Genomic DNA, 24674 nt, shown 5'->3' with positions numbered 1-24674 from the left:
TTGTGCCGCGGAGCCATCTTGGAAGCTACCCGAGTAGGCGATTGCGACCTGAGCCGGACGGATCCGAACGATCCTGGAGACCGTTCGAGGATCTACGGATCGGAAGGTCGAACCGCGCCTGCTGTGCAACCCGCCAGGAGGGCGAAAAGAGGAGGTGGAAACCGGCGATCAGGAAATCCTCGTGTTCTGCCGAGAGGCTATGAAGTCATCAAGCTCGGTCTGTTGCTCGCTGCTGAAAGCACGCCTGGGGAGGAAGCCCGCGAACTGCCTGTTCACGAAGAACAGCCAGAACTCGGGGCCGGTGACGATCCGTCCGAACAGCGACCATCGCATCGTGGTGGCGGACTGGTCGGTTCGGCACTCGTATCCGTCGCTGGTCAACCGGAGGGTGGTCGGCACGCAGAGGTGGGCGAGCTGCCGCTTGCCGGTACGTCGGATCGACCAGGTCAGCACGAGCGGGAAGACGACCGCTCCCACCAGCATGGCGACGCCCGTGGATGTGGAGCCGATCAGAACGCAGCCAAGCCCTGACGCGATCAGGACCGACGGCAGCACCAGATAGGCGATCTTGAGTTGCTGCCTGATTCCCTGTCCGAGTGCTCGCGCCACTTCATCGGGAGTGGGCTCGTATCTGACCGTGAAGTCCAACATGCTGCCTTTGTTCGTGTGGTGACACATCATTCAGGGCTCAGCAGAGAATCTGGCCTTCCCCGCCTTGCCGGGTCGGCCGCTCTTCGTCGTTTCAGCGCCCTCGACTTCGACGGTCATGCTTGAGAGCCAGTCTCACGGCTCCATAGATGATGAAAAACAGAATAAGGCCGACAATCAGCCAGAAGACCGCCAGCGCGAACCAGCCCGTCATCCCCATGTACATTTCGCCGCTCCCTTTTCCCGTCGACTTGCCCGCCTTCGCAGGTTATGCCATGAGATCGGCCTCATGATCACCTGAGGGCGGCTGATTTCCGTACGAGGCTGGAGGCGATCGACGGTCCGGCGCCTCGTTGCTCGGCATCGGCCCGTCGAAGATCGGGACACCACGGGTGGCCCCGGTCGCCCGGGGGTTCGTGCCCGCGTCCTTACGTGACGGTGGGGCCGGAATTCGCCCGCTCGGCCGGGCCGTGCGAGAAGTGCGCCGGGACACCGAACCAGGTGGCCCGGGCGGTGGCGAGGGTGCCGGTGGGTTGCGGGTCGGTGGTGGTGGAGATCCAGGCGGTGTGTCCGTCGGGGCGGAGCAGCAGCTCCTCGAGCTCAGGGTGTTCGGGGCAGCGGACGTGGTAGGTGTCCACTGCGCCGTCCGCGCCGGTCGGCAGGACGCGATCGCCGAATCGGAGGAACACCGGACGCGCGGGCCGGAGCAGTTCGGCGACGCTGGTGCGTCTCTCGCCCATGGCCAGCTTCAGGTTCGGCGCGAGCTTGCCCAGCCACGGGTGCTCGCCGGGGATCCTGGGGTCGTACCGGGTGCTCACCCCGGTGGCCAGTTCGGCGAGGTAGGTACCGACCTGCGGCAGGCCGGTGAGCTCGCCGAACAGCTCCCGGACCGGACCGAGCTCCGGGAGGCGTCGCCCGAGGATCGCCTGCGCGCGGGTGGTCCGCAGCACGCGAGCCCCGACCTCGTGCCGCTCCCGGTGGTAGCTGTCCAGCAGGCCGTCCGGCGCGTGGCCGAGCGCGGTGGCGGCGAGTTTCCAGCCGAGGTTGACGGCGTCCGCCAACGCCACGTTCACCCCCACCGCCCCCGCCGGCGGGTGGATGTGCGCGGCGTCCCCGGCCAGCACGACCCGTCCCGCGACATAGCGGTCCGCCTGCCGGGCCGAGTCGGAGAACCTGGTGAGCCAGCGCGGGTCGCGAAGCTCCACCGGGCGGCCGAGCACCTCGTTCAGCACCCGCTGGAAGTAGGCCGGCCGCACCGGCTCGTCGCGGTCGGCGGGCGGGGCCGGCTCGTCGAGCACGATTCGTACGTAGCCGGGCCGCGGGATGACGAACACCGTGCCGTGCTCGCCGTCGGTCATCCCGAAGGGCAGGTCGGCGGGGTCGGCCAGTTCCACGTCGGCGAGCAGGCCGAACGTGGTGGCCGCGGTGCCGGGGAAGCCGATTCCGGCGAGCTTGCGCACGACGCTGCGGCTGCCGTCGCAGCCGGCGAGATAGCCGACCCGCCGGCGATGGTGCCGGCCGCCGGCCCGGACGGTCACCTCGACACCGTCCCCGTCCTGAGCGAGATCGGTCACCTCGTGTCCCCAGGACACCGTCACACCCAGCTCGGCCAGCCACTGCTCCAGGAGTTCCTCGACCCGGGTCTGCGCGATGCCGAGCACGTACGGGTGATCGGTGTCCATGGCGGTCAGGTCCAGCGGCCGGCTCGGATCGGCGAACATGCCGTAGGGCACGGCCGGGCCCTCGGCCAGGAAGCGGTCGGCGATGCCGCGCCGGTCCAGTAGCTCCAGGCTGCGGGCGTTGAGAGTGAAGCCGCGGCAGAACGGCGATCGTCGCGGCAGCCGGTCCACCACCGTCACCTCGACCCCGGCCAGTGCGAGCTCCGCCGCCAGCATCAACCCGGCCGGTCCCGCCCCGGCCACCATGACCTTCATCGAACCTCCTCGCGTCGACATTTCCTTCACCGGGTCTCACCACTCGTGCGGACCCAGCCGGTCACGGGTTCCGGCCAGGCCAACCGGCCGGTCTCGATATCGGCGGTGATCTCCTCGAGCCAGTCCAGTTCGGCCTGCAGCATCCGCACCGCGTACTCGGCCTCCACCACGAACAGGCGCGGCACCTCGCCGGCCTCCAACACCTCGCGGTGTCCCTGCCGGACCTCCTCCAGCGACGCGCGCACCCGGCCGGTCCGCTCCCGCAACGCCGCCACGGCGCCGTCCGGCCCGAGCGCGCCGAGATAGCTGACCGCCGACAGGAACTTCGGGTACTCGTCGGCCGGGACGCGGATCAGCTCGTCCACCCAGCGCACGAACTCCGTACGCCCCAGCGCGGTGTGCTGGTAGACGGTGCGCTCCGGCCGGGCACCGACCCGGACCGTCTCCCGCGTCTCGATCCATCCGGCGCGTTCCAGCGCTCGGACCACGTCGTACAGGGAGCCGGTCGTCACCTTGAACACCCGGTCCATGCCACGTTCCCGCAGCGTGGCTGCCATGGCGTGGGGGTGCGCCGGCGACTCCATCAGCAATCCCAGCACCGCCAACCCCAGCGAGTTGGACACCGGGCGCCGACCAGTCGTACTCAATCGATCGCCTCCTATCAGTCGGATCCGAGTATTTGGCACCGACTGATACTTGTCAAGATCGGGAATCGGCATCGGGGAGGGTGGCCACGGGAGGAGGTGCCTGGCGGCGGTGCCGCTCCGGTGTGCCCCTGTCGCCGGCGGCGAGTACGGCCGGCCGGTCATCGAGGTGTCGTGACGGGCCGGCATGCCGAGGCGGACTCGGCGGAGAACGGGTTCGTTACCGCGGGGTCATTCCTGCGTTCTCGCGGTCAGGGCGAACTCGTACTCGACCTGGTCGATCAGGTTGCCGTCACCGAAGTCGTGTCCGCGGACCGCGCCCGACTCGGTGAAGCCGCTCTTGGCGTAGAAGCGGCGTGACTGGGACGTATCGCGCAGCGTCCACAGGTGCACCCGGCTGAAGCCGGTCTCGCGCAGCCTGCGCAGGGTCGCGGTCATCAGGGCGCCCGCGCTGCCGGTGCCCCAGCCGTCCGGGTGGCCGTAGAAGCCGAAGATCTCGGCCGCTCCCGGCCGCGTCGGGGAGGAACCGAAGTAGGAGAAGTTCAGCGGACGCCCGTCCAGCGCGGCGAGCAGGACGGTGTCCTGCCCCTTGGCGAGCACGTCGTGCCACTTCCCGCGCCGGTGTCTCACCGCCTCGGCGCAGAACTCCGGGGCGAAGAAGCCCGCGTAGGCCGCCTTCCAGGACTCCGCGTGGATCTCGCCCAGCACATCCCCATGGTCGACGGAAGCCTGGAAGATCACGAAGTTCTTGGTCACGGGATCACACTATGGGGAGCATCGGCCGAGCCGGTCGTCGCGGAACGCGGGACGGCGCGTGCCCCGGAGGAGGGGCGCGCGCCGTCGTGCGTCGAGAGGAGACGTCAGGAGATGGTCAGCGAGCCGTTCGGGTTACGGGCGCACGTGACGACCGTGCGGGGTGCGGCGGTGAGGGCGCCGGTCAGGCACTGGCCGAGGACGACGTGGCCCGCGGCGTTGGGGTGCCACGCCTCCTGACAGGTCTGGAAGTAGGTGCCGCAGGTGTTCGCCGCCTTCTGGACGCGGATCTTGTCCCAGCCGGACAGGCTGGTGACGAAGTTGCCGTTCGGCGACTCCTGTATCCGGACCGGTGTGGCGAGCGCGTTCTCCGGGCTGCCGGGGTTCTCGCAGAGCCGGGCCCCGTCGAAGGCCTTCTGGACGTCCAGGACGCGCAGGTTGGCCGCCGGACGCTCGGCCGCCAGCGTGTTGTAGGCGTTCCTGACGAGGTTGCCGAGGTTCTGGGAGAACACGTGCCCGGGGGCGAGGCTCGCGCGGTGGATCGGGCAGCCGGCGGCGTACCGCTCGGCGCCGAGGTCGCGGAACTTGTCGCGCGTGTCGGTGCGGTTGTCCTCGTCCCGGTACTCCGGGGCGACGTCGAGCGGCAGCGGGTTGGTGTAGTTCTGCAGGACCACCTGGTGGACGCCGTCGGCGTCGACCTGGGCGAGGGTGTCGAGGATCTGGCGCAGGGCGGCGGTGGTCTCGGTGGTGGCGGCGGCCACCTCGGCGTCGGAGGCCAGGTCCGAGACGGTGCAGGGCTCCTGCGGCACGTCGCCGCCCAGGTAGGCCCAGAACTCCCACCAGCCGGTCCAGGCGTCGGCGATGAAGCGGTTGGCGCACAGCGTGGCCACGTCGCCGAAGGTGAACTGGCTGTTGTTGGAGCCGAGGCCGATGAGGACGACGTCGATGTCGTGGGTCTGGGCGACGGCGCGCAGCTGGTCGAGCTGCGAGGCGACGGAGCGGCCGTTGGGGCGGGCGCTGGAGGCGTTGGCGATGTCGGCGGGCCGGCCGCCGGAACACGCGAGGTTGAAGCGGTCCTGAATGCCGGGGAACGACGCCTTGAAGAACGAGGCGTTCGCCGACCGGTGGCAGAAGTAGGCGTTGCTGTTCGCCGCCGACCAGCCGGGGAAGCCCTGTGCCGTCCCGGAGGTGTCGACGACGGGTTGGTAGTCTCCCGCGCCCTCCCCGCTGACGAAACTGTCGCCGAGCGCGACGGCGGCGGTGGGCAGAGCCGCCTGCGCCGCTCCGCCCTGGATGACCTGGACGCCGACCGCGCCCACCAGGAGCGCGACCATCGCGGCCGCACGCCGGAGAACCCTCACAACTGCCCCATTTCCCACTAAATGACCATGGAACAACGACTGCCTAGATCACAACATGTTGCGCCAGTGGCGTCAAGATTTCTATGAGGCCGACTCGTGTTTTCTTGGAGGATCGCGCATCGCCTTGATTCCAATCGCACGCTTGCTTGTTCGGAGGGCGTCCGGCGACCGGGTGGGCCCGGCCGAATCTGGGCGCGCGGACCCGCGCGCGAGCATCCTGCCGGTCGGCGGCGACCGCTTGCGGGCGGTGTACCGGTCGTGCCGTTTCCCCGCCGCCCCTGTCCCGACGCGAGAAAGAGCACCCGCCCCCACGAAGGGAACGGGTGCTCCCGTGTGTACGGGTTACGGGGCCTTGGTCTGCGTCGGGGTTACGCTCGACGTCGAGTGCCCGCCCCCGGAGGGACGCCGGAGCCCCGCCCCGGGAGGACGGTCAACCCGGCGGGGCGGCACCGAGCCGGTCGAGGTGGTCGCGCACCACTCCGGCCTTGCGGTGCCCGAGGTCCTCGAAGAGCGCCAGGGTGGCCTCGAGACGGGCCACCGCCTCCCCGGCGCGTTCCAGCGAGGCGTGGGCGAGGCCGAGCGCCTCGTACGCTTCCGCCCGCAGCAGGGTGTCACCGGTCCAGGTGGCGAGAGAGAGGGCGCGTTCCCCGCACGATGTCGCCTCCTCGCACGCGCCCATGTCGTGAATGGAGCGTGCTCATGCTGACCAGGATCTGGGCGATGTCCCGATCGCCACAGCTCGTCTCGCTGACCTCCAGGGAGGTCAGGTAGTGGCTCATGGCCTGGGGGAGGCGTCAGGTCGTGCATCGCGTAGTGGTCGCCGGACACGGGCGCGAGCAGGTGGACGGACACGAGCTGGTCGAGCGGCTCTCGCGCCTCATCGGCCGTCATGCCCGACAGGACCGCGGCGACGGCCAGTGACGGTTCGGGGCCGGGATGCAGCCCGAGCAGCCGGAACATGGCGCGGACCGGTTCGCTCAGCGGGCGGAGCGAGGCGCGCAGGACCGCTCGGATCGATATCTCGTTCTCGTCGACGGCGAGCCTGTCCAGGCGCGCGAGCTCACCGGCGCGCCCTACGAACCCGAGAGGCCTCGCCGGTAGCTGGGAGGGCACGGCCCGGTGGCCGGGCCCTCGCGGTTCGAAGACCCTCACCCGGAAACCCGGAAACCTCCGTTCCAGAGGTCACACGAGGCCGCGGCGGCTGGCCTGGGCGCCCGCCTGGAAGCGGGTCTCGGCGTTCAGCTCGTCCAGGAGGTGGCGCAGGCGGCGGCGGAGGCTGCGCGGGCTGGTGCCGAGCTGGCGGGCGATGGCGTCGTCCTTGAGCCCGGCCGAGAGCAGCGCCAGGAGCCGGCGATCGTCCGGGTCGAGCTCCGCCCACCCCTGTTCGTCGGTGTGGCCGGGTCCGCCGGCCGGTTCCGGAGCGCCGTCACGGGACGCGGGCTGCGGGTAGATCGGAAGCGCCTCCTGCCACAGGCGTTCGAACAGCTCGACCAGGGCCACCACCATGGTGGACCCCTTGATCAGCACGCCGCGTGTCAGCGGCGGGTCCATGTGCAGCGGCATGACCGCCTGCCGCCGGTCGACGAGCGCCATCTTGAACGGCAGCTCGGGCAGGACCCGCGCCTCCTCGCCCGCCTTGACCAGGCTGCCCACCTCGTCGAGTGCCCCCGCGTGGTCGAACGCCTCGGGCACGTAGATGGTCCGGTAGCGAACGCCCTTGCGGAGCAGGCCGGTCTGCACCGGGTTGTGATAGTCCAGCACGTACGGAGGCCGGTCGAAGGTCAGCACCTCCTCCTTGGCCTCCTGCTGCAGCCGGACGTACCATCGGGCCTGCTCCTCGGGCCCCGCCAGGACCTCGAACTGGCCGCCCTCCTCCAGGTCCTGGCCGGCGGTGCGGAAGGTCTCCTCCAGCTGGTCGGCCGTGTCGGTGAGCCGGTCCAGGTTGCTCTGCATGCCGCGTACCAGCGAGCGGATGGCGGTCCCGGGGTTCGTCGCCGTCCAGCGGGGCGACCGTCCCCACAGGCGGCTGATCAGGCCCTTGGCGCGAAGTCTGCCCAGCGACGCCTGGATGCGCCCCGAGCTCTCCCCGCTCCTCATGACGAGCTCCTGCACCGTGATGCCGGGGCAGGCCAGCACCTCACGGTAGATCCGCTCGTCGAACGCGCTGATCCCCACCACTTCCAGCGCCGGACCGTCATCAAGCATGCCTACGAGCTTGGCCACTTCCGGCAGTTGCCGCAATAGGCCACAGAAACCACCTTGTCACCAAAATTCGCATACCGTTAGAAATCGGGTTGTGCTTCAGAGAACCGTCCTTATCGGCAGTGTGGTAACGGCCCTGATAGCGGCCGCCACGCCGGTCCAGGCGTCCCCCACCCCCGCCCCCACCCCCAAGACCTCGGCCTCCCCCCAGGCCGGGCAGGCCGCCGCGAAGGCCGGACCGCCCAAGACGATCACTCTCATCACCGGGGACAAGGTCACGCTCCGCGTGCTCCCCGGCAAGCAGACCCAGCTCGACGTCGAGCCGGGCCCCGGCAGGGAGAAGATCAAGTTCGTCCACCGCCGGGCCAAGGAAGGGCTCAGCATCGTCCCCGTGGACGCGATGCCCCTGCTGGCCGAAGGCAGGCTGGACCCCCGTCTGTTCAACGTCACCCGGCTCGCCGAGCTCGGCTACGACGACGCCGCCAGCCCGGCGCTCCCGCTGATCGTGACGTACTCCGGCCAGACCGACGCCGCCACGCTGCGCGCCGCCGGCGGGCGTCCGCTGCCCGCGATCAACGGCATCGCCAGGAGCGAGCCCCGCGCCGCCGCCGGCACGCTCTGGAAGTCCCTGTCCGGGCAGGCGTCCGGTCAGGCCGGAGCGGCGTCCGCGCCCGAGAAGATCTGGCTGGACGGCAAGGCCAGGCTGTCCCTCGACGTCAGCGTCCCGCACATCGGCGCGCCCAAGGCCTGGGAGGCCGGCCACACCGGCAAGGACGTCACCGTCGCGGTGCTCGACAGCGGCTACGACCCCGACCACCCCGACCTGAAGGGCCTGGTCACCAAGACCGAGAACTTCACCTCCGAGCCCGACGTCCGCGACCTCAACGGCCACGGCACCCACGTCGCCTCCACGATCGCCGGATCGGGCGCCGCCTCCGGCGGCAAGTACAAGGGTGTCGCCCCCGGCGCGAAGCTGCTGATCGGCAAGGTCTGCGAGCAGAGCGGAAACTGCCCGGACTCGGGCATCATCGAGGCCATGACCTGGGCGGCGGAGAGCGGCGCCCGCGTCGCCAACCTCAGCCTCGGCGGTCCCGACATCCCCGGCGTCGACCCGCTGGAGCAGGCCGTCAACACGCTTTCCGAGCGGTACGGCACGCTGTTCGTCATCGCGTCGGGCAACGACGGCCCCCAGGCGCTCGGCTCGCCGAGCAGTGCGGACCACGCGCTGTCGGTCGGCGCCTCCTACCGTGACGCCGACACGGTCGCCCAGTTCAGCAGCACCGGCCCGCGCGTCGGCGACGCCGCGGTCAAGCCCGACCTGATCGCGCCCGGCGTGGGCATCGTCGCGGCCAGGGCCGGAGGCATCTCGGCGGACGACTCGTACACGGAGATGAGCGGCACGTCCATGGCCACCCCGCACGTCGCGGGAGCGGCGGCGATCGTCGCGGGTCTGCACCCCGACTGGAAGGCCGACCGGATCAAGGCGGCGCTGATGGCCTCCACCGCGCCCGGCGAGGAGCTCGGCGCCTACGTCCAGGGCTCCGGCCGCGTGGACGTCGCCCGCGCCGTCGCCCAGAAGGTCACGGCCGAGCCCGCCTCGCTGAGCCTGGGAGAGGTCGAGCTGCCCGCCTCCGAGCCCAGGAAGAGCACGCTCACCTACCGCAACGACGGTGACGCCGCCGTACGGCTGGACCTGAGCGTGAAGGCCAAGGACGGCCGCGGTGAGACGGTGACGCCGTTCAAGCTCGGTGCCACCACGGTGGAGGTGCCCGCGCACGGCACCGCGCAGGTCGAGGTGACCGCCGAACCGGGCGCGATCGGCATGTACAGCGGCACGGTCATCGCCACCGGTGGCGAGGTCTCCGTGCGTACCGGCATCGGCATGCGGGTCGAGCCGGAGAAGCACGGGCTCAAGCTGGCCTTCACCGGCTCGGACGGGCAGCCCGTGCAGAACTCCTTCGCCGGAGTGATCGACCTCGACACCAAGGAGCAGGTCAACTACGACATCTCCGGCGGCACGCTGGACCTCAGGCTGCAGAAGGGACGCCGCTACACGATCGTCGCCCTCATGCTCGACCACGACGGCACCCTGGTGATGTCCGCGGAGCCGGAGTTCACCCTCGACGCCGACCGCACCGTCACCGCCGACGCCCGCAAGGCCAAGCCGGTGGACGTGCGCACCGAGGAGCCGACCGCGCGACTGGCCATCGGCATGCTCGGCATGATCCAGCTCGCCGACGGCGTCCAGCCGATGGGCGTGGACGTCGAGCTGGCGGACATGTGGGGCGCGGACCGGATCGAGGGCATCAAGGCCATCCCCACGACCCGTACGGCGAGCAAGAAGTTCGCCTACTACCGCTGGACGCAGTGGGCCAAGCCGAAGGGCGACGGCACCTACAACGACAGCCCCTACTTCTACCACCTGATGAAGGCCGAGCCGCGCATCCCCGCCGACCCCGGCTACCGCCCGCGCGGTCGCGACCTCGCCAAGGTCACCTCCACGTACGCCACCCAGCAGGACGCCAAGTTCGGCGAGCACTTCGCCCTGCCCGTGCTGTACGGGACGGAGCTGGCCTGGATGCCGTACGGCAGCCTGTCCCACTTCCCGCTCCCGTTCCAGCGGACCGAGTACTACACGCCCGGCGACACCGGCTGGTACCCCTCCTTCATCCAGTACAAGGCACTGGACATCGTGGAGAACATCGACCAGTTCTTCTTCGGCGAGACCACCGTCTACCGCGCAGGCCAGAAGGCCTCCGACCGCTGGAACGCCGGCGTCTTCGCGGCAGGGCTCATGCCCGGCGGGGACTACTCCTGGCGTGAGGAGAACATGCTGCAGTTCGCCGGCGGGCTGTTCGAGGACAGCGTGCCCGAGCGCCTCTCCTACGGCGAGTACACCGCCCCGCAGGCCAAGCTCTATCGCGACGGCAAGGAGATCTTCACCGACACCTACCTGCCCGGCAACATCGAGGTGCCCGCCGACGGGAAGGAGAGCGAGTACCGGCTCACCAAGACCGCCGACCGCGATCCGGCCATGACCAAGTTCTCCACGCGGGTCAGTGCCGAGTGGCGGTTCAGGTCCAAGACCCCCGACCCGGGACAGCGACAGGTGCTGCCGCTGATGGTCGTCAGGATGAGCCCGGAGCTGGACGACCGCAACTATGCCGGTACGGGCCACATGCGCATCCCGCTGCGGGTCCAGCGCCAGGAGGGTTCACCCGACCTGAGGGTGAGCACGCTCTCCGCGGAGATCTCCTACGACGACGGCCGCACCTGGTGGCCCACGCTGGTGCATCCGACCGGCAAGGGCACCTGGTCCGCCGAGACCTGGCACCCGGCCGGCGCGCGCGGCAAGTTCGCCTCGCTGCGCGTCAAGGCCGCCGACACCGGTGGCAACGCCTTCACCGAGACCGTCATCAGGGCCTACGGGATCAAGTAAGCCACGGGAACCCCGCCGCGCCCAACCGGACGCGGCGGGGTTCCCGTCATCGGACGGGCCGGGTTCTCACCATCGGACGGTTCGAGGACGACCGCCGGGACCTGACCGGAGAGCGGCGTCGGGACCTGGCCGGGACCGTTGGGATCTGACCGTGACCGTCGGGACCTGAAACAGGGCCGTCGGGACCTGACCGGGAAGGAGACCTCCGGACGGGCCGGGACGGTTCAGTGTCGCGGGATGCCCAGGGTGACGAGCAGGTCCTCGTGAAGCTGGAACCACACGCTGTGGTAGGACTCGAGGTCGTCCGACACGTGGTCCAGCGCGCCGGACCTGGCGCGCGTGAGCGCGGTGGTGAGCCGGGTCCGATACCGCTGGAACCGGAGCATCTCCGCGAACAGATCCGCGCAGGCGTCGTCGACACGCCGGTCGAGGTCCGCGAACCGCTCCAGGAGCCGTGAGTCGTAGGCGGGGTCGGTGTGGTCGTTCGGTACCGCGACACCGTCGACGGATCGCATCTGCCACGCCGTGCAGAGATCGAGCAGTTCCGGGTTGAGCACGAGAAAGCCGTCGTACGCCTTGGCCACCGTCGCCCGGGTGCCCGCCGCGTCCAGCTCGGCGGAGATCCGCTCGGCGTCCGCGGCGAGACCGGCCTCGGTGAGCCCCCACCCGCCGAAGTCACCCGAAGCATGCGTGACGAGGCCGGCCACCGCGAGATCGATCAGTTCGGATTCGACGTCGGGCTCGGGGAGTCCCGTCGCCCGGGCCACGCGGGCGAGGCCGGCGAATCCGATGCAGCGAAGCGTGTGGAGCGTCAACAGGTCGACGCTGGTCACATGGGGTGGGTTCGGCACGTCGATATGCTACATCGATGGTGTGGATTCACCCGATTTCTGCCGAGGTCGAGGAGAACGCGAGCGTCCTCGGGGGCAAGGGGTACGGCCTTGTCGTGTTGCGACGTCTCGGCGTGCCCGTGCCGCCCGGGTTCGTCGTCGGCACCGCGGCGTGTCGCGCCTTTCTGCGTGACGGGGAGCTTCCCGGCGGGCTCGACGCCGAGCTGGCGGCCGCCGTCTCCGGTCTCGAAGCCACCACGCGACGGCGCCTCGGCGGGCCCGACCGGCCACTGACGGTGTCGGTCCGCTCGGGCGGCAGCGTGTCGATGCCCGGCATGATGAACACGATCCTCAACCTCGGTCTCACCGCCGAGACCACGGCGGGGCTGGCGGCCGAGACCGGCGATCCGCGGTTCGCGCTCGACTCGCGCCTGCGCTTCCTGTCCAGTTACGCCTCGGCGGTGTTCGGCACGGAACCGGAGAGCCTGGAAGCCGCCGCGCGTGGAGCGGCCGAGCGCGGCGCGGGGAACGAGGTCGGTAGCGGGGCCGGTAACGAGGGGACGCGCCTCGCCGACGCGATCCGGGGAGTCGAGGCCCTCATCCGCGAACGAGCCGGCGGGCCGGTGCCGGACGACGCGACGAGGCAGCTGGAGCCGGCCGTCAGGGCCGTGTTCTCGTCCTGGGACACGCCGCGCGCCAAGACCTACCGCGAACTGCACGACATCCCGCACGAGCTCGGCACGGCCGTCGTCGTGCAGGCCATGGTGTTCGGGAACCGCGACGACCACAGTGGCACCGGTGTCGCGTTCAGTCGCGACCCCAACACCGGCGAGAGCGTTCCGTTCGGCGAGGTCCTGTTCGGTCGCCAGGGTGAGGACGTCGTCTCCGGGAGGTCGGTGACCCGGCCACTGTCCGAGCTGGCCGAACGGGAGCCGGCGGTGTGGGCCGGCCTCCTGGAAGCCATGAGCCGGATCGAGGAGCACTACCGCGACACCTGCTACCTGGAGTTCACCTTCGAGGCGGGTGAGCTGTGGGTCCTGCAGGTGCGGCCCGGCAACCTCGTCGGACGCGCCGCCGTCCGCGTCGCGGTGGAGCTGGCCGACGAGGGCGTCATCAGCCGCCGCGAGGCGCTGCTCCGGATCTCTCCGCACCATCTTCGCCACGCTCGCACGCCCCGGATCGAGGCGGCCGACGCGGGTGACATCCTCACCCGAGGGCTGGGCGCCTGCCCGGGGGTCGCGGTCGGCAGGGTGGCGACCACCGCCGACAGGGCGGTGCGGATGGCCGCCGACGGCCCGGTCATCCTGGTGCGCCCGCACACCTCCCCGCTCGACATGCACGGCCTGGCCGCCGCCGCGGGGGTCGTCACCGCGCGCGGCGGGCCGGCCAGCCACGCCGCCGTCGTCGCGAGGGCGATGGGCAAGCCCGCCGTCGTGGGAGCCGCGGACCTCACGGTCGACGTCGCCGCCGCCTGCGTGCGAGCCGGGGGGCACACCGTCCCGGAAGGCACGTTCATCACCATCGACGGGACCGGCGGAGAGGTCCTCGTCGGCAGCCACCGCGTCGTCACGGCCATGACCGACTCCCACCTGCACCGCCTGCTCGCATGGGCCGACGAGGTCTCGGGCGACGACTCGGACCGCGACGAGACGGAACGCCTCAGGGCGGCCCGCGCGGCCCTGTCGGCCTGAAACGACCCGGACCTGAAACGACCCGAACCTGAAACCAGCCGGGCTTGAAACGACCCGGGACTGAAACGACCCGGGACTGATGGAGACCCTGACGCGTACCCGGTTCCAGAGCGAGGCTCGTTCCCCGACTCCGGCCGGGGGCTCATCGGGCGGCCCCGCCGGCCGGGCTCACGCCGCCAGCGGCCCTCGGAGACGCGACACCTGCTTGGCGTACCGGCGGCGGCCGACGGTTCTCCACAGCAGCCGGGCGACGGCCGGCAACTTGCCGAGGAAGAACCCGCGCTCTTCGTGGGTGGTCTCCTCCAGGATCGCGCCCATCGAGAGCAGGAGCTTCTTCCTGGGGATCTGCTCCACCGCGCGGGCGCCGACGGCCTCCCACTCCGCGACCGACATGTGCTCGGCGACGAGCGCCAGCACGTACCGCTCCTCGTCGTCCAGATGCTCGACCAGGGCGGTACGGTGCTCCTCCATCGCGATCGCGAGTTTCTCACCGGCTCCCTTCGAGGCGGTGCGCCGCCACTCGGGCAGCACCTCGGCGATCCGGGTCAGGGTCTCGGCGATCCGGCCGTGCTGGTCCTCCATCCGTACCACCATGTCCCTCTCCAGACGGACCCGAGACAGCAGCAGTGGCCACACCAGCTCGTCCTCGGCGCTGTGGTGGTGCAGTCCCTCGGCGTAGTCGAGGTAGTGCTCGGCGATCTCGGCCGCGCGAGCCGTGTCGCCTTCGGGCACCGCCCTGACGAATCTCGGCATCAAACCGGACTCTCGCCGGAAGACGCGGTGGACTACCACCATCTCGTGGGTGTACGGGCGTTCTGTGGCATTCATCGCAAGCATCTTTCGTCCTGTGCCAAGGGCGGCGGACCAAGTCTGCGAGAACCACCTTGGAACCGGCTTGCCGTGCTCTTGGAAAGGGCGACGCTCGGCTGCCGGGCCGTGGACGCGCGCCGGCACGGCCACCGCGTGATCTTCGGTTCCCATCCCGGATGGATCACATCGGTGGCCGTGCCGGTCGGCTACGGCCGCGCCGTCATCGGGCTTGATGACGGCGCGGTCCGGTGCCGTACGGATTCCGTGAGGTCGTGCCCGTGTCGAAGCGGTTCGCGTCCTGTCCCGTGCGGGTCACGGAAGTGCGCCGCCCCGCCACGAGCTACACGCACCCGATGCTTCCTGACAGGTGGAGAACGTCGATGGTGCTGACAGGAGCGGGGACGCAGAGAGGCCCGGAAAGGGCGACGGGAACGACGGGAAAGCTGACAGGAGCGACCGCGCACATGGATTGGAGAACGACCAGGGGACTGGCCATCGCGCACCCCGTGGGACGGGGTGACTCCACGAGTACCGCCGGTCCCGGAGGGCCTGCCAGCCCCGCGGGTCCTTCCGGTCCTGCGGGTCCGTCCAGTCCGTCCGCTCCTGCGGGTCCCGCCGCTCCTGCGGGTCCCGCCGGTCCTGCGGGTCCTGCGGGTCCGTCCAGTCCGTCCGCTCCTGCGGGTCCCGCCGGTCCTGCGGGTCCTGGGGGTCCTGCGGGTCCTGCGGGTCCGTCCAGTCCGTCCGCTCCTGCGGGTCCTGCCGGTCCTGCGGGTCCGTCCAGTCCGTCCGCTCCTGCGGGTCCCGCCGGTCCTGCGGGTCCTGCCGGTCCCGCGGGTCCTGGGGGTCCTGCGGGTCCTGCCGGTCCCGCGGGTCCTGGGGGTCCTGCGGGTCCTGGGGGTCCTGCCGGTCCCGCGGGTCCTGCCGGTCCTGCGGGCCCGGGGTCGGACCTGGTGGGAGTGCCGACGGGAGTGCCGGCCGGCCTGACAGGTGTACGGATGGGGACAGGAATGGCGATCACTGCGTCATCGTCATCGTCGTCCCGCTCTCGGTCCCGGTCCCGGTCTCGGTCTCGGTCCCGATCCCGGTCGTCCCTGCCGCACCCGTCCCCGCCGCGACCGCCCGGGCAGTCACAGTCACGGGCACCCTTGGGGCATCGGCAGGGCCGGCACGGGCGAAGAAGGGGCTTCTCGCCAGGGTGCGCGGAATGTCGAGAACGGGCTTTGCCGCCGGCGCCCCCGGTGTCGCTGTAGGGGGCGAGATCGAGAAGGTTCGTCCCCCCGGTGGCGTTCGCCGGCGCCTGATTCGACGACATCATGAGGATGCTGGCCATCGCTGCGACGGCCAAAGCGCCGGCGCGCTTACCGGAAAGGGCTGACGCCCATCTGCTACTACGAGGAAGCACGTTATTTCCCCATATCATTGCTAATTCCGAAAACATTCGGATCTGTCATGCGGTCACGGAAGTGACGACGGACAGGAGATACCCGAGGCTTATTCGGATAACGCGCCGTCATAGTTCAGGAAGAGCAAATAAACAGTGTTGTGAAGGAAAACCTGCACCTCATCTATGATTTAGTCGTATTTGTAATGATTATTCATCCATGGCGTTCAATGGATGATTTCAGCTGGCAGAGGGAGGAGGGGGCCGGGGGGACGGGAGTCGGGTCGCCGGGAGGGGGACGAGGTGATGTGTGCCGTACCGATGCGCACCGATACGCGCCGGTACGGCACGCGCGTTCCTTCCGCGACTCGGTGGCGCCCGATCCGGTGCCGGGGCGGCCGGCCGCTCTTCTTCGTCCTGCCGTACCGGTCACCCGCCGGTTCCCGGCGCCCCGTCCTCGCCCCTGTGGCGCGCGAGGTCCGGCGCCCCGTCTCTCGACCTCGTCCTCTCGCGCCTTGTCACGGCCGGTACGGGCGGTCGCCCATCGGGCTCATTTCTCGCGAACGATGATCTCCGGGAACGACGGGTCCTCCTGGAGCTCCCGCATCATCCGCTCGGAACGGGAAAGGCGCTGGCGCCCGGCGGGTGCGGCGTTGTCGCCCCTGCGTCCGCGGTAGCGGTCGTAGGGACGATCCTGGTGGCGCTGCGACCTTCCCCGCCACCTGTCGGAAGGCCTCGTCTCGTGCCCGCGATGCTGGCGGCGGGAGGGGTCGGGGCGGCCGGAGAACCGGTCGCCGGGAGTGCTGTCGGCATTCAGCTGTGAGATCGAGCCGAGCACCCGGGCCTGCCCGATGGTGGCGCCGGCCGGTACCTGGTTCGACGTCATGAGGATGCCGGCGACTGCCGCGATGGCGAGGACGCCCACCTGCCTGCCGGAGTTCGCCCCCGGTGTCCGTCCGCTCTTTCGAGGAAGCACGTTATTTCCCCATCTCATTTCTGGTTCCGAAAACATCTGATATCCCTCACTGCCCCATAAGTGACAGCAGCTAGGAGATACCCCCCGGACCATGAGATAGCGCATTGAAACGGTTGGGGCAGAGCAAATAAATGGCGCCGTGAAGACTGATGAGATCTTATCTATTGTTATTTGCTGTTTTGTCGTAATTGTTCGCGCGGCAAGGGAAACGGGAATGCCGGGAATGTTCACCGGGTCGGATCACGCCAGGAGCGCGACGGCTCAGCGCCGGGCCCCTCGGGAAGAGCCGGGCCCTTCCTCCCGCGAAGGGACGAGCCCTCCCTCCCGGAAGGGAGGAAGGGCTCGCGGAGCGGGGAGGAAGGGCCCACGGGCGTCACAGATAGACGCGGATGTCGGCCTGGAGCGGGCGCGACAGGCGCACGGTGATGAACTCGTTGTTGTCGGGCTTGCCCGGGGTGCGGCCGGCGGAGGACGGGAAGTTGTTGTCGTCCAGCACGCCCAGGGTCCGGTCGTCGAGGATCACGACGTCCTCGATGGTCTGGAACGGGAAGCGGAAGGTCTCCCCGAACCCGCCCAGGCCGCGCGGGTTGGCAAGGTCGAGCAGGTCGGCGACGAGGGTCTTGCGCAGGTCCGCGTGGCGGGTGTCCACCATGTAGATGCGCTTGGTCCTGGCCGCGTCCCCCTGGAGGTTGTCACGCTCGATGACGAGGAACCGGTGCCGGTCGACCGCGATCATGTCGCCGATCGCGTTGTCGGGGCTCTCCAGCGTGTAGGTCCAGCGCTTGCCGGTGTAGGCCCGCCTGCGCAGGTCGAACTCGTTCATCCGCAGCGTCCCGGCGGCGTCGCCGGTCACGGTGCCTTCGAGCAGCGGGTACAGCGTGCGGCCGTCGACCGAGCGGGCCATGCCCTCGAAGCCCTTGCTCCGTCCCAGGTTCGGCTGCTCGCCGTTGAGGGAGGGGTTCTCCGGGGCCTTCACGCCGGGCAGCGGGACCGGAGCCTCGAGCAGCCTGCCCGAGGAGGAGAAGTGCAGCAGGAACGGGCCGAACTCGTCCCCGATCCAGTAGGTGCCGTCGAGGGTCCGCACGATCGACTCCACGTCGAAGTCGGCGCCGGTCAGCTTCCGGTCCGGCCGGGTCAGCGGCCAGGTGACGCGCCTGTCGGGGTCGCTCAGGTTGAACCCGCCCAGCACCGACACCTTCTCACGACGGAAGTCGGGCTTCACCCGGTGCACCCGCAGCAGGAAGTCGGCGCTGTTGTCCTTGGCGCCGAAACCGTTGTCGGACAGCACGTCGAAGGTGCCGTCGTGCCGCCGCACGATGCCGCTGAAGCCCTGCACCGGCTGCCCGGCGAACGGCGGGGTCACCCCGTTGATGGGAGCCGTGCCGAGCTGGGACCCCGACGGCTCGCTGCCGGGGACGAAGGTCAGCGCGGGCAGGGATGCGAACCCGGTGAGCGTGGCGCGCCCGAATCCAGAGTGGCCGGAGTGACCGGAACCCGACTGCTGTGAATCCGCCTGCTGGGTACCGGCGCCGCCGGAGGTGGGAAGGCCCGAGCCGGGCTGCCCGGGGTCGGCCACCGCCGGTGCGGACACCGCCAGTGCCAGCACGGCCGCGCCGATGGTGATCGTCATGCGTCGTCTCATGGCGGCACGCTAGGGAACCCGCGTGAACGGCCGGTGTTGCGTCGCGGGCCGTACAGCGAAAACAAGATGCGGACCGTACGAAAAGCTGGCAGAAGCCAGCCGGAAAGCGGCATGCCGGAGACAGATGAAAAGGAATGCAACAGAACGTGTCCCTGAAGCGTCCCTGGATGCGTGGAGTTCACCGATTTCGTCGCCGCACGGGGCAGGGCGCTGTACCGGTACGGCTACGTACTCACCGGGAACGCCGAGGACGCGGCCGACCTGACACAGGAGGCCCTCATGCGTCTGGGGGACGCGTGGCCGAGAGTGAGGAGAAGGGAGGATCCGGAAGGGTACGTCCGTACGACCATGGCCCGCCTGCACATCAGCGTCTGGCGGCGGCTGCACAGGGAACGGCTGGTCGCGACGGTGCCTGAGGCCGCCTACACCGACGACCGTCTCGGAGACGAGGTCGGCCTGTGGAACGAGCTGAAGCGCCTGCCGCCCAAACAGCGGGCGGTACTGGTCCTGCGCTACTACGAGGACCTCTCCGACCAGGAGATCGCCGATCTTCTCGGTGTCTCGCGGGGCACGGTGCGCAGCCAGGCGGCCCGCGCGCTGGACAAGCTCAGGATCAGGGCGGCCGCTCTTGAGGGGGAGCGAGTGTGATGAGCCACAGGGACGAGGAGGCGCTGGTCCGTACGTTGGCCTGCGCGGCGCGGTCCGCGCCCGAGCCGGTCGAGGACCTGGTGGTGACGATCGGCAGGCAGCGCAGGCGGCGCCGGCGCGTGCGGACGCAGTCGGTGCTCGCGGTCGCCGGGATGATCGCGGTGGTCGGTGGCATGGCGGTGGTCAGGGACACCCTCCCCAACAGGGGCGGAGAGGGTGTGAGCCTGACCCAGGCGGCGCCATCGGGCGGCGCGGCCGGAGACACCGAGCAGCCGGTCCAGAACGGAGCGGGAGGACCGGCGAACAGGGAAGAGACCGCGCCGATCGACGTCCGGCCCGTCGCGGAGGTCTGGCCCATGGCGGTCTCCACGATTCCCGTCCGGGCCGCGGACGGCCACAGGTACCGCCCGGTCACCGGCCTGAGCGCCACGAAGCTGCTGCTCTCGGCCGAGTCGTCGTTCGAGAGATCGGGCCGCCTGGAGGTGTACGACACGGCCGACCGCAGCAGCACCGTGCTCACGACCATGCCCGTCACGGGGGTGAAGGGCTATTTCGTGCAGGACTTCGAGGTGGGCTCCGACTACATCGCCTGGTGGGGGGAGACGCCCAACGACTCCGACGAATGGGCCGACTTCTGGGTCGTTCCCCGCTCCGGCGGCGTCGCGAAGCGGGTCGGCGAGGTCACCGGTGACCTCGCGAAGGTGACGCGGATCGCCGTCGACTCGAACTTCCTCCTGTGGTCGGTGAGCGGAGGGGGCATCTACCGCATGCCGGTGAGCGGCGGAACCCCGGAAAGGCTCGGGAACACCGACGGACTCCACCTGCTGACCTGGCCGCTGGCCGTCGACGTCGGGGGGAGGGAGGGCGAGGGCGGGCCGGAGAACCAGACCAGGACGGTCGACCTGGAGACGGGCCGGACCACCGAGGTGAGCGTCCCGGCAGGGGGGAGCGGCTTCCGGTGCGGCCCCGTCTGGTGTTTCGGGCAACAGGGGGACACGGCGGTGGTCCAGCGGCCGGACGGTTCTGACCGCAGGCTCCTGCCGGGGTTCAGCGCGGGGAGAGGAGTCGTCGACAGGTTCGGGATGATGGGGTCCCCCTTCAGCGGGGAGCGGGACGCGTACATTCCCCTGGTGACGGTGTACGACGCGGTCACCGGCCTCGCCGCCGGGATGTCCCGGATGCGGGAGGGGGGCGGGGGCTACGGGACGGGAATCTCCTCCTCGCCCAGCTCGATCCTCTACTGGGACGCCGACGAGAGGACCGTCGAGGATTGCGGGACGGCCGACGCCGGCGGCCGTCCCCGCCCGTCGGGCGCGCCCGCCCCCACCGGGAACGGCACGATGTGCACGACGAGGGAAGTGGGCGGCGGCAAGGAGTTCACGGTGGTGAACCTTCTCGCCGTACCCTCAACGAAATAAAGTTCCGGACATGAGAACTTTCGCCAACATCACCGAGTTCAAGGCCGCCGTCGGGGAACATTTCGGCTACACCGAGTGGCGCGAGATCACCCAGGAGCAGGTCAACCTGTTCGCCGACGCGACCGGCGACCACCAGTGGATACACGTGGACGTGGAACGGGCGAAGCAGGGGCCGTTCGGCGCCACCATCGCCCACGGGTACCTGAGCCTGTCGTTGCTGCCCTCCCTGATGTCGGAACTCATCCAGGTGGGCGGCCTGGCCATGGGCATCAACTACGGGCTCAACAAGGTCCGATTCCCCGCGCCGGTCCCGGTCGGCGCGCGGATCCGCGCCGGGGCCGAGCTCGTCGACCTCAAGGGCACCCCCTCGGGTTACCTGTCGAACGTGCGCATGACCGTGGAGATCGAGGACGGGAGGAAACCGGCCTGTGTCGCGGAGACCCTCTCCCTGTACGTCCCGGCGGAGGGTTCCTGACCCGGGCTCTCCCGGATCACCTTTCCGCGGAGGGTTCCTGACCAGGTTTTCGCGGAGAGCTCCTGGCCAGGCCGCGTCACCTCTCGGCGGAGGGTTCCCGGCCAGACCGCGTCACTTTCCAGTGGAGTGCCCGTGGGCCAGGACGGATCACTTCTCGGCGGAGAGCTCCTGGGCCAGGATCGCGGCCTGAACGCGACTGCGAAGACCCAGCTTGTTCAGCAACCGGCTGACATGGGTCTTCGTCGTCGCCTCCGCCATGTCCAGCTCCGCGGAGATCTCCGCGTTCGACAGGCCTCGCCCGATGCAGGCCAGTACCTCGCGCTCGCGCGGGGTGAGACCGCCGACCTCGTACGACCTGCGCTCGGGCACCGACGCGCCGAAGGCGGAGATCAGCCGCCGGGTGACCGCGGGCGCGATGAGCCCCTCGCCCCTGGCCACCACCCGCACCGCGTCCACCAGGGCGTCGGCGTCGGTGTTCTTGAGCAGGAACCCGGCGGCTCCGGCCCGCAGCGCCCCGAAGACGTACTCGTCGAGGTCGAACGTGGTCAGGATCAGCACGTCGGTGATCCCGCTCAGCTCGCGCGTCGCGGAGATCCCGTCGAGCTTCGGCATCCGGATGTCCATCAGGACCACATCGGGACGGAGATCGAGGGCCATCTCGACGGCCTGCTCCCCGTTGGCCGCCTGGCCGACGACCTCGACGTCCTCGTGGCCGTCGAGGATGAGGACGATCCCGGCACGGACCGCCGCGTGGTCGTCGGCGACGAGGACTCGGATGGTCATGCGATCTCCCGGGCGGGCGTTCGGGTGGTCACGCGATCCCCCGGCCGAGTGGTCGGGTCGTCATGCGATCTCCCGCTGGGCGGCCGGGTGGTCATGCGATCTCCCGGGTGGGCAGCTCGGCGCGGACGCGCCAGCCGTCGTCGTACGGCCCGGCCTCGAAGACCCCGTCGACGAGGGCCGTACGCTCCCGCATGCCGATGATCCCCGCACCCGCGCCGGGAAGCCCCCGCCCCGCGCCGTCGATCGGGTTGTCCACGGTCAACGTGACCAGCCCCGGCCGGTAGCCGATCACCACGTCGGCGGCCTTGCCGCCGTGCTTGAGCGCGTTGGTCAGCGACTCCTGGACGATCCGGTAACCGGCCAGGTCGACCGAGGCGGGCAGTTCCCTTGCCTCGCCGTCCACGCGCATCCGGACGTCGAGTCCCGCCTCCCGTGCCCGCTCGGCCAGCTCTCCGGCCTCGGTCAACCGCCGCCTGGTCGCCTCCGGCTCCTCGCCGTCCTGCCGGAGCAACCCGATCATGGCGCGCATCTCTCCCATGCCCTCGACGCTGTTCTCCCTGATGGACGCCAGCACCTCCCGTACGGCTCGCGCGTCCAGGTCCCTGCGGGAGAGGACGGCGGTGGACTGGATGGCGATCGCACTGAAGTGGTTGGCGATCATGTCGTGCAGCTCCCGCGCCATCCGGGTCCGCTCTGCCTGCACCGCCGCCGCCCGGTCCAGCTCCGCCAGTCGCGCCACCTGCTCGGCCCTCGCGCGCTCGGACAGCGCCTGGTCCTGCAGCTGCCTCGTGAGCATGGCGGTGAAGACGGGGGTCACCCCGACCAGGCCGCCCTGGACGAGGAAGATGGCGGCGGCCGACCAGTGCCTGAAGAGGGCCCCCGCGATCACGCCCGCCACGACGGCGATCACCGAGGTGATGCCGAGCATCCACCGGCCCAGCGCCCGCGGACCGTACCTGACCCCCGCGTAGAGGTTGTCCGTGATGATCAGCACCGTGCCCAGGGACGGGCCCATCGCGAAGTCGCCGAGGAAGGCCGCGACCCCCAGTCCCAGCGAGAGCAGCGGCCTGCTCCGCCGTACCGCGACCCCTGCGCACGCGATCGCCAGCGGTCCGGCGAACAGCGGAGCGGAGGCCCATCGGTGCTGGTAGGCGCCCGCGGCGAGCAGGAGGAGACCGCTGACGAAGCACGCCACGGCCCACAGCGCGTCGTCTCGTCTCATGCCTCCCATCTCATCACCCCGATGAGGCCCGCGGGTCCGGCTCGGGACGGGTCACCCGTACACACAAGGATGTATCCGGCCCATCGGCACCTCATCAGCGCCGACGATGCCCCGGGCGCGGTAGGGGTACTGCGGAATCTCCCGAGAAGAGCCGTTGACGCCGGGATCAAGGCCGGGGTCACCGGCGATCCCAATGCGTGGCCTCCGTCACACTCCCCGGCATGCTCAACGCCCTCGCCGACGAGGTGCGCCTCTCGGCCGTCCGCCGGCCCGCCGAGGCCGGAGGCGTGGTCTGTGGCCGGTTCGACGTCCCAGTGAGCATGCCGACCCTCTCCCACCACCTGAAAGCCCTCCGCGAGGCCGGCCTCCTCCGCGTCACCCCGGAAGGCGGCTTCCGCCGCCACGAGCTCCGGCTCGCCGAGATGGAGATCCGTTTCCCCGGCGTCCTCACCTCGATCCTCCCGCCCGCCGAGGTACGGCCTCTTCGGCACCCTGCCCGGATCCCCGTCCCCACCGAGGAACCCGGCGTCGACGCGCGGATCGGAGGGCGATCGTTTAACCGGTTCGAGGCATCGCCCAAAACCCGCTATGCTTGCTTACGCAGCGAGCGGCCGTAGCTCAATGGATAGAGCATCTGACTACGGATCAGAAGGTTGGGGTTTCGAGTACCTCCGGCCGCACAGCAGGTCAAAGGCCCTCCGGGATGATCCCGGAGGGCCTTTTTCGTACCCGTACAGCAGCGAAATACAGCAACGGGGTTTGACGGCCGCCACTGATCGAGTGTCCTGGGTCTGCTCCGCGTGAGAGGCGTCCGCCGCAGGGGAGGGTGAAGCACGTGACCGGGATCCGTGTCCTCTCGTTCGCGGCTTGGCAAGGAGGCCACTACGTCGGCCTGGCGGAGGTCCTCGCTTCCCTCGGTACCTTGATCGAGGGGCATCGCTGGCGATTGATCATCGACTGGCTCGTCTCTCCGGAGATCGAAGCGATCACCGAGGCCAGGGCGAACTCACTGGTGACCACGAGTCGTCTCATCGACCTGTTCAGCGGGGAAGGCCAGCTCATCGATGGGGAGCTGGTGGGCTATGCCGACAGTTCGTCGGAACCGCAGGTGAGGATCCGGGCGTTCGACAGCGGTCATTGGGATGTGCAGACAGGCGGCCCTGAGCTGTTGGAGAAGATCATCGTGCTCTATCCCGACGCTCACGAACTTCCCGAGTGGTGAGTCCGCGAGACTCACGACGAAAGCCTCCCCGGAGCATCCTGGAAGGCTTTCTTCGGTCGGTCCGTGTGGACCTACTGAAGTTGAAGCTCGGGAATTAGATCATCAATGGTGATTCATGACCGTTGGATGACCTCGCGTTCGGTGTGCCGGAGTTACGAGGTATCCGGAGGGCGGTGGATTGACCGCCAAAGACAGAGTGCGACGTGAGGCGGTGCGCCTGCGGGCGGCGGAGGTGTTCGCGCAGGGAACGTCGCAGGCCGAGGTGGCCCGGCAACTGCGGGTCTCGCCGATGTCGGCCAGCCGCTGTAAATAGGGATGCTGAGTGCCCCGTAGGGAGCCGTTCTCGGGTGCGGGAACATAGTGTCGGGTCGATTCTTTATGTCAGAACGGTTTTCCTATTTTTATGCACTTAGCAGTATTCTGTCGCCAATCTAGTCTCACGAGCATCTCTAGTAGTGCGCGATTGCGAAGTATGTCGTCGTGGACATTGACGGTTCTACTGGCTGGCCTCATCGTCAGAAATGACCGGGCGAGGTGGCCGCCTATGGTACAGGGCCGCTGCGCCGGAGACAGGTTCGCCAACCCCTTCGGAGAA

Annotated in this window: 20 protein-coding genes and 1 tRNA gene; 8 read left to right on the top strand and 13 right to left on the bottom strand. The window is 69.7% G+C overall.

The window, feature by feature from the left end; genetic code table 11:
* Window positions 1-168: 168 nt before the first annotated feature.
* The 7 genes from ACTOQ3_RS41505 to ACTOQ3_RS41475 all read right to left on the bottom strand — a co-directional run bounded on the left by ACTOQ3_RS41505 (window position 169) and on the right by ACTOQ3_RS41475 (window position 7545).
* Window positions 169-651: a YcxB family protein gene (locus ACTOQ3_RS41505; protein ID WP_440089413.1), complete on the bottom strand. Its 483-nt coding sequence runs from the start codon at window positions 649-651 to the stop codon at window positions 169-171.
* A gap of 425 nt (window positions 652-1076) precedes the next feature.
* Window positions 1077-2582 (bottom strand): FAD-dependent monooxygenase, encoded by a 1506-nt coding sequence (locus tag ACTOQ3_RS41500; RefSeq protein ID WP_440089411.1) that lies wholly within the window; start codon window positions 2580-2582, stop codon window positions 1077-1079.
* Window positions 2583-2608: 26 nt separating this feature from the next.
* Entirely contained in the window at window positions 2609-3229 is a 621-nt protein-coding gene (locus ACTOQ3_RS41495; RefSeq protein WP_440089410.1) for a PadR family transcriptional regulator, read from the bottom strand.
* A 228-nt stretch (window positions 3230-3457) separates the two neighbouring features.
* Window positions 3458-3982 carry an N-acetyltransferase family protein gene (locus tag ACTOQ3_RS41490; protein ID WP_440089408.1) on the bottom strand — a complete coding sequence of 175 codons (525 nt, stop codon included), beginning with the start codon at window positions 3980-3982 and terminating at the stop codon, window positions 3458-3460.
* A gap of 104 nt (window positions 3983-4086) precedes the next feature.
* Window positions 4087-5340, bottom strand: a complete 1254-nt coding sequence (locus ACTOQ3_RS41485; RefSeq protein ID WP_440089406.1) for a hypothetical protein — start codon at window positions 5338-5340, stop codon at window positions 4087-4089.
* 430 nt (window positions 5341-5770) lie between these two features.
* Window positions 5771-6019: a hypothetical protein gene (locus ACTOQ3_RS41480; RefSeq protein ID WP_440089405.1), complete on the bottom strand. Its 249-nt coding sequence runs from the start codon at window positions 6017-6019 to the stop codon at window positions 5771-5773.
* A 503-nt stretch (window positions 6020-6522) separates the two neighbouring features.
* On the bottom strand, window positions 6523-7545 hold the full coding sequence (locus tag ACTOQ3_RS41475; RefSeq protein WP_440089404.1) for a TrmB family transcriptional regulator: 1023 nt from the start codon (window positions 7543-7545) through the stop codon (window positions 6523-6525).
* A gap of 121 nt (window positions 7546-7666) precedes the next feature.
* Here ACTOQ3_RS41475 and ACTOQ3_RS41470 point away from each other — a divergent pair, with 121 nt between their 5' ends.
* The gene (locus ACTOQ3_RS41470) at window positions 7667-10981 is read left to right on the top strand and encodes a S8 family serine peptidase (RefSeq protein ID WP_440089402.1); all 3315 of its coding nucleotides are present in this window, start codon (window positions 7667-7669) and stop codon (window positions 10979-10981) included.
* Between the two features lie 224 nt (window positions 10982-11205).
* Here ACTOQ3_RS41470 and ACTOQ3_RS41465 read toward each other — a convergent pair whose 3' ends face one another.
* A complete protein-coding gene (locus ACTOQ3_RS41465; protein ID WP_440089401.1) occupies window positions 11206-11832 on the bottom strand; it encodes a transcriptional regulator in 627 nt (208 codons plus the stop codon).
* A gap of 17 nt (window positions 11833-11849) precedes the next feature.
* Here ACTOQ3_RS41465 and ACTOQ3_RS41460 point away from each other — a divergent pair, with 17 nt between their 5' ends.
* Window positions 11850-13502 carry a pyruvate, phosphate dikinase gene (locus tag ACTOQ3_RS41460; protein ID WP_440089400.1) on the top strand — a complete coding sequence of 551 codons (1653 nt, stop codon included), beginning with the start codon at window positions 11850-11852 and terminating at the stop codon, window positions 13500-13502.
* 168 nt (window positions 13503-13670) lie between these two features.
* Here the strand turns inward: ACTOQ3_RS41460 and ACTOQ3_RS41455 are convergent, their stop codons facing one another.
* The 3 genes from ACTOQ3_RS41455 to ACTOQ3_RS41445 all read right to left on the bottom strand — a co-directional run bounded on the left by ACTOQ3_RS41455 (window position 13671) and on the right by ACTOQ3_RS41445 (window position 18311).
* Window positions 13671-14297, bottom strand: a complete 627-nt coding sequence (locus ACTOQ3_RS41455; protein WP_440089426.1) for a hemerythrin domain-containing protein — start codon at window positions 14295-14297, stop codon at window positions 13671-13673.
* Window positions 14298-16243: 1946 nt separating this feature from the next.
* Complete coding sequence (locus ACTOQ3_RS41450; RefSeq protein ID WP_440089398.1) at window positions 16244-16669, bottom strand: hypothetical protein; 426 nt, start codon at window positions 16667-16669, stop codon at window positions 16244-16246.
* A gap of 373 nt (window positions 16670-17042) precedes the next feature.
* On the bottom strand, window positions 17043-18311 hold the full coding sequence (locus ACTOQ3_RS41445) for an esterase-like activity of phytase family protein (protein ID WP_440089396.1): 1269 nt from the start codon (window positions 18309-18311) through the stop codon (window positions 17043-17045).
* Between the two features lie 171 nt (window positions 18312-18482).
* Between ACTOQ3_RS41445 and ACTOQ3_RS41440 the strand changes: the two genes are divergently transcribed.
* From ACTOQ3_RS41440 to ACTOQ3_RS41430, 3 genes are read left to right on the top strand one after another with little or no spacing between them, the layout of a single operon-like run.
* Window positions 18483-18959, top strand: coding sequence for a SigE family RNA polymerase sigma factor (locus ACTOQ3_RS41440; RefSeq protein ID WP_440089394.1), 477 nt, complete (start codon window positions 18483-18485; stop codon window positions 18957-18959).
* On the top strand, window positions 18959-20377 hold the full coding sequence (locus ACTOQ3_RS41435; RefSeq protein ID WP_440089392.1) for a hypothetical protein: 1419 nt from the start codon (window positions 18959-18961) through the stop codon (window positions 20375-20377). Before ACTOQ3_RS41440 ends, ACTOQ3_RS41435 begins: the two co-directional genes overlap by 1 nt.
* Before the next feature lie 10 nt (window positions 20378-20387).
* Window positions 20388-20852, top strand: coding sequence for a MaoC family dehydratase (locus ACTOQ3_RS41430; protein ID WP_440089390.1), 465 nt, complete (start codon window positions 20388-20390; stop codon window positions 20850-20852).
* A 147-nt stretch (window positions 20853-20999) separates the two neighbouring features.
* Here the strand turns inward: ACTOQ3_RS41430 and ACTOQ3_RS41425 are convergent, their stop codons facing one another.
* Complete coding sequence (locus ACTOQ3_RS41425; RefSeq protein WP_440089388.1) at window positions 21000-21635, bottom strand: response regulator; 636 nt, start codon at window positions 21633-21635, stop codon at window positions 21000-21002.
* A 91-nt stretch (window positions 21636-21726) separates the two neighbouring features.
* The gene (locus tag ACTOQ3_RS41420) at window positions 21727-22857 is read right to left on the bottom strand and encodes a sensor histidine kinase (protein WP_440089386.1); all 1131 of its coding nucleotides are present in this window, start codon (window positions 22855-22857) and stop codon (window positions 21727-21729) included.
* Window positions 22858-23078: 221 nt separating this feature from the next.
* Here ACTOQ3_RS41420 and ACTOQ3_RS41415 point away from each other — a divergent pair, with 221 nt between their 5' ends.
* From ACTOQ3_RS41415 to ACTOQ3_RS41405, 3 genes are all read left to right on the top strand, one after another.
* Complete coding sequence (locus tag ACTOQ3_RS41415) at window positions 23079-23474, top strand: helix-turn-helix domain-containing protein (RefSeq protein ID WP_440089384.1); 396 nt, start codon at window positions 23079-23081, stop codon at window positions 23472-23474.
* Window positions 23465-23537 (top strand) — tRNA-Arg (locus ACTOQ3_RS41410). The genes ACTOQ3_RS41415 and ACTOQ3_RS41410 overlap by 10 nt, the downstream gene beginning before the upstream one ends.
* A 155-nt stretch (window positions 23538-23692) precedes the next feature.
* Window positions 23693-24079: a hypothetical protein gene (locus ACTOQ3_RS41405; RefSeq protein ID WP_440089382.1), complete on the top strand. Its 387-nt coding sequence runs from the start codon at window positions 23693-23695 to the stop codon at window positions 24077-24079.
* Window positions 24080-24674: the final 595 nt, after the last annotated feature.

The organism is Streptosporangium sp. LJ11, assembly GCF_051918945.1.
Taxonomy (GTDB): Bacteria; Actinomycetota; Actinomycetes; order Streptosporangiales; family Streptosporangiaceae; genus Streptosporangium.
This window is presented reverse-complemented; position numbering and strand designations above follow the sequence as displayed.

What these genes read in the sequence shown, in the direction of transcription:
- ACTOQ3_RS41505 (WP_440089413.1), bottom strand. Translation starts at nt 651, where the DNA reads ATGTTGGACTTCACGGTCAGATACGAGCCCACTCCCGATGAAGTGGCG.
- ACTOQ3_RS41415 (WP_440089384.1), top strand. Translation starts at nt 23,079, where the DNA reads ATGCTCAACGCCCTCGCCGACGAGGTGCGCCTCTCGGCCGTCCGCCGG.
- ACTOQ3_RS41475 (WP_440089404.1), bottom strand. Translation starts at nt 7,545, where the DNA reads ATGCTTGATGACGGTCCGGCGCTGGAAGTGGTGGGGATCAGCGCGTTC.
- ACTOQ3_RS41460 (WP_440089400.1), top strand. Translation starts at nt 11,850, where the DNA reads ATGGTGTGGATTCACCCGATTTCTGCCGAGGTCGAGGAGAACGCGAGC.
- ACTOQ3_RS41430 (WP_440089390.1), top strand. Translation starts at nt 20,388, where the DNA reads ATGAGAACTTTCGCCAACATCACCGAGTTCAAGGCCGCCGTCGGGGAA.
- ACTOQ3_RS41435 (WP_440089392.1), top strand. Translation starts at nt 18,959, where the DNA reads ATGAGCCACAGGGACGAGGAGGCGCTGGTCCGTACGTTGGCCTGCGCG.
- ACTOQ3_RS41445 (WP_440089396.1), bottom strand. Translation starts at nt 18,311, where the DNA reads ATGAGACGACGCATGACGATCACCATCGGCGCGGCCGTGCTGGCACTG.
- ACTOQ3_RS41455 (WP_440089426.1), bottom strand. Translation starts at nt 14,297, where the DNA reads ATGGTGGTAGTCCACCGCGTCTTCCGGCGAGAGTCCGGTTTGATGCCG.
- ACTOQ3_RS41480 (WP_440089405.1), bottom strand. Translation starts at nt 6,019, where the DNA reads ATGGGCGCGTGCGAGGAGGCGACATCGTGCGGGGAACGCGCCCTCTCT.
- ACTOQ3_RS41500 (WP_440089411.1), bottom strand. Translation starts at nt 2,582, where the DNA reads ATGAAGGTCATGGTGGCCGGGGCGGGACCGGCCGGGTTGATGCTGGCG.
- ACTOQ3_RS41425 (WP_440089388.1), bottom strand. Translation starts at nt 21,635, where the DNA reads ATGACCATCCGAGTCCTCGTCGCCGACGACCACGCGGCGGTCCGTGCC.
- ACTOQ3_RS41420 (WP_440089386.1), bottom strand. Translation starts at nt 22,857, where the DNA reads ATGAGACGAGACGACGCGCTGTGGGCCGTGGCGTGCTTCGTCAGCGGT.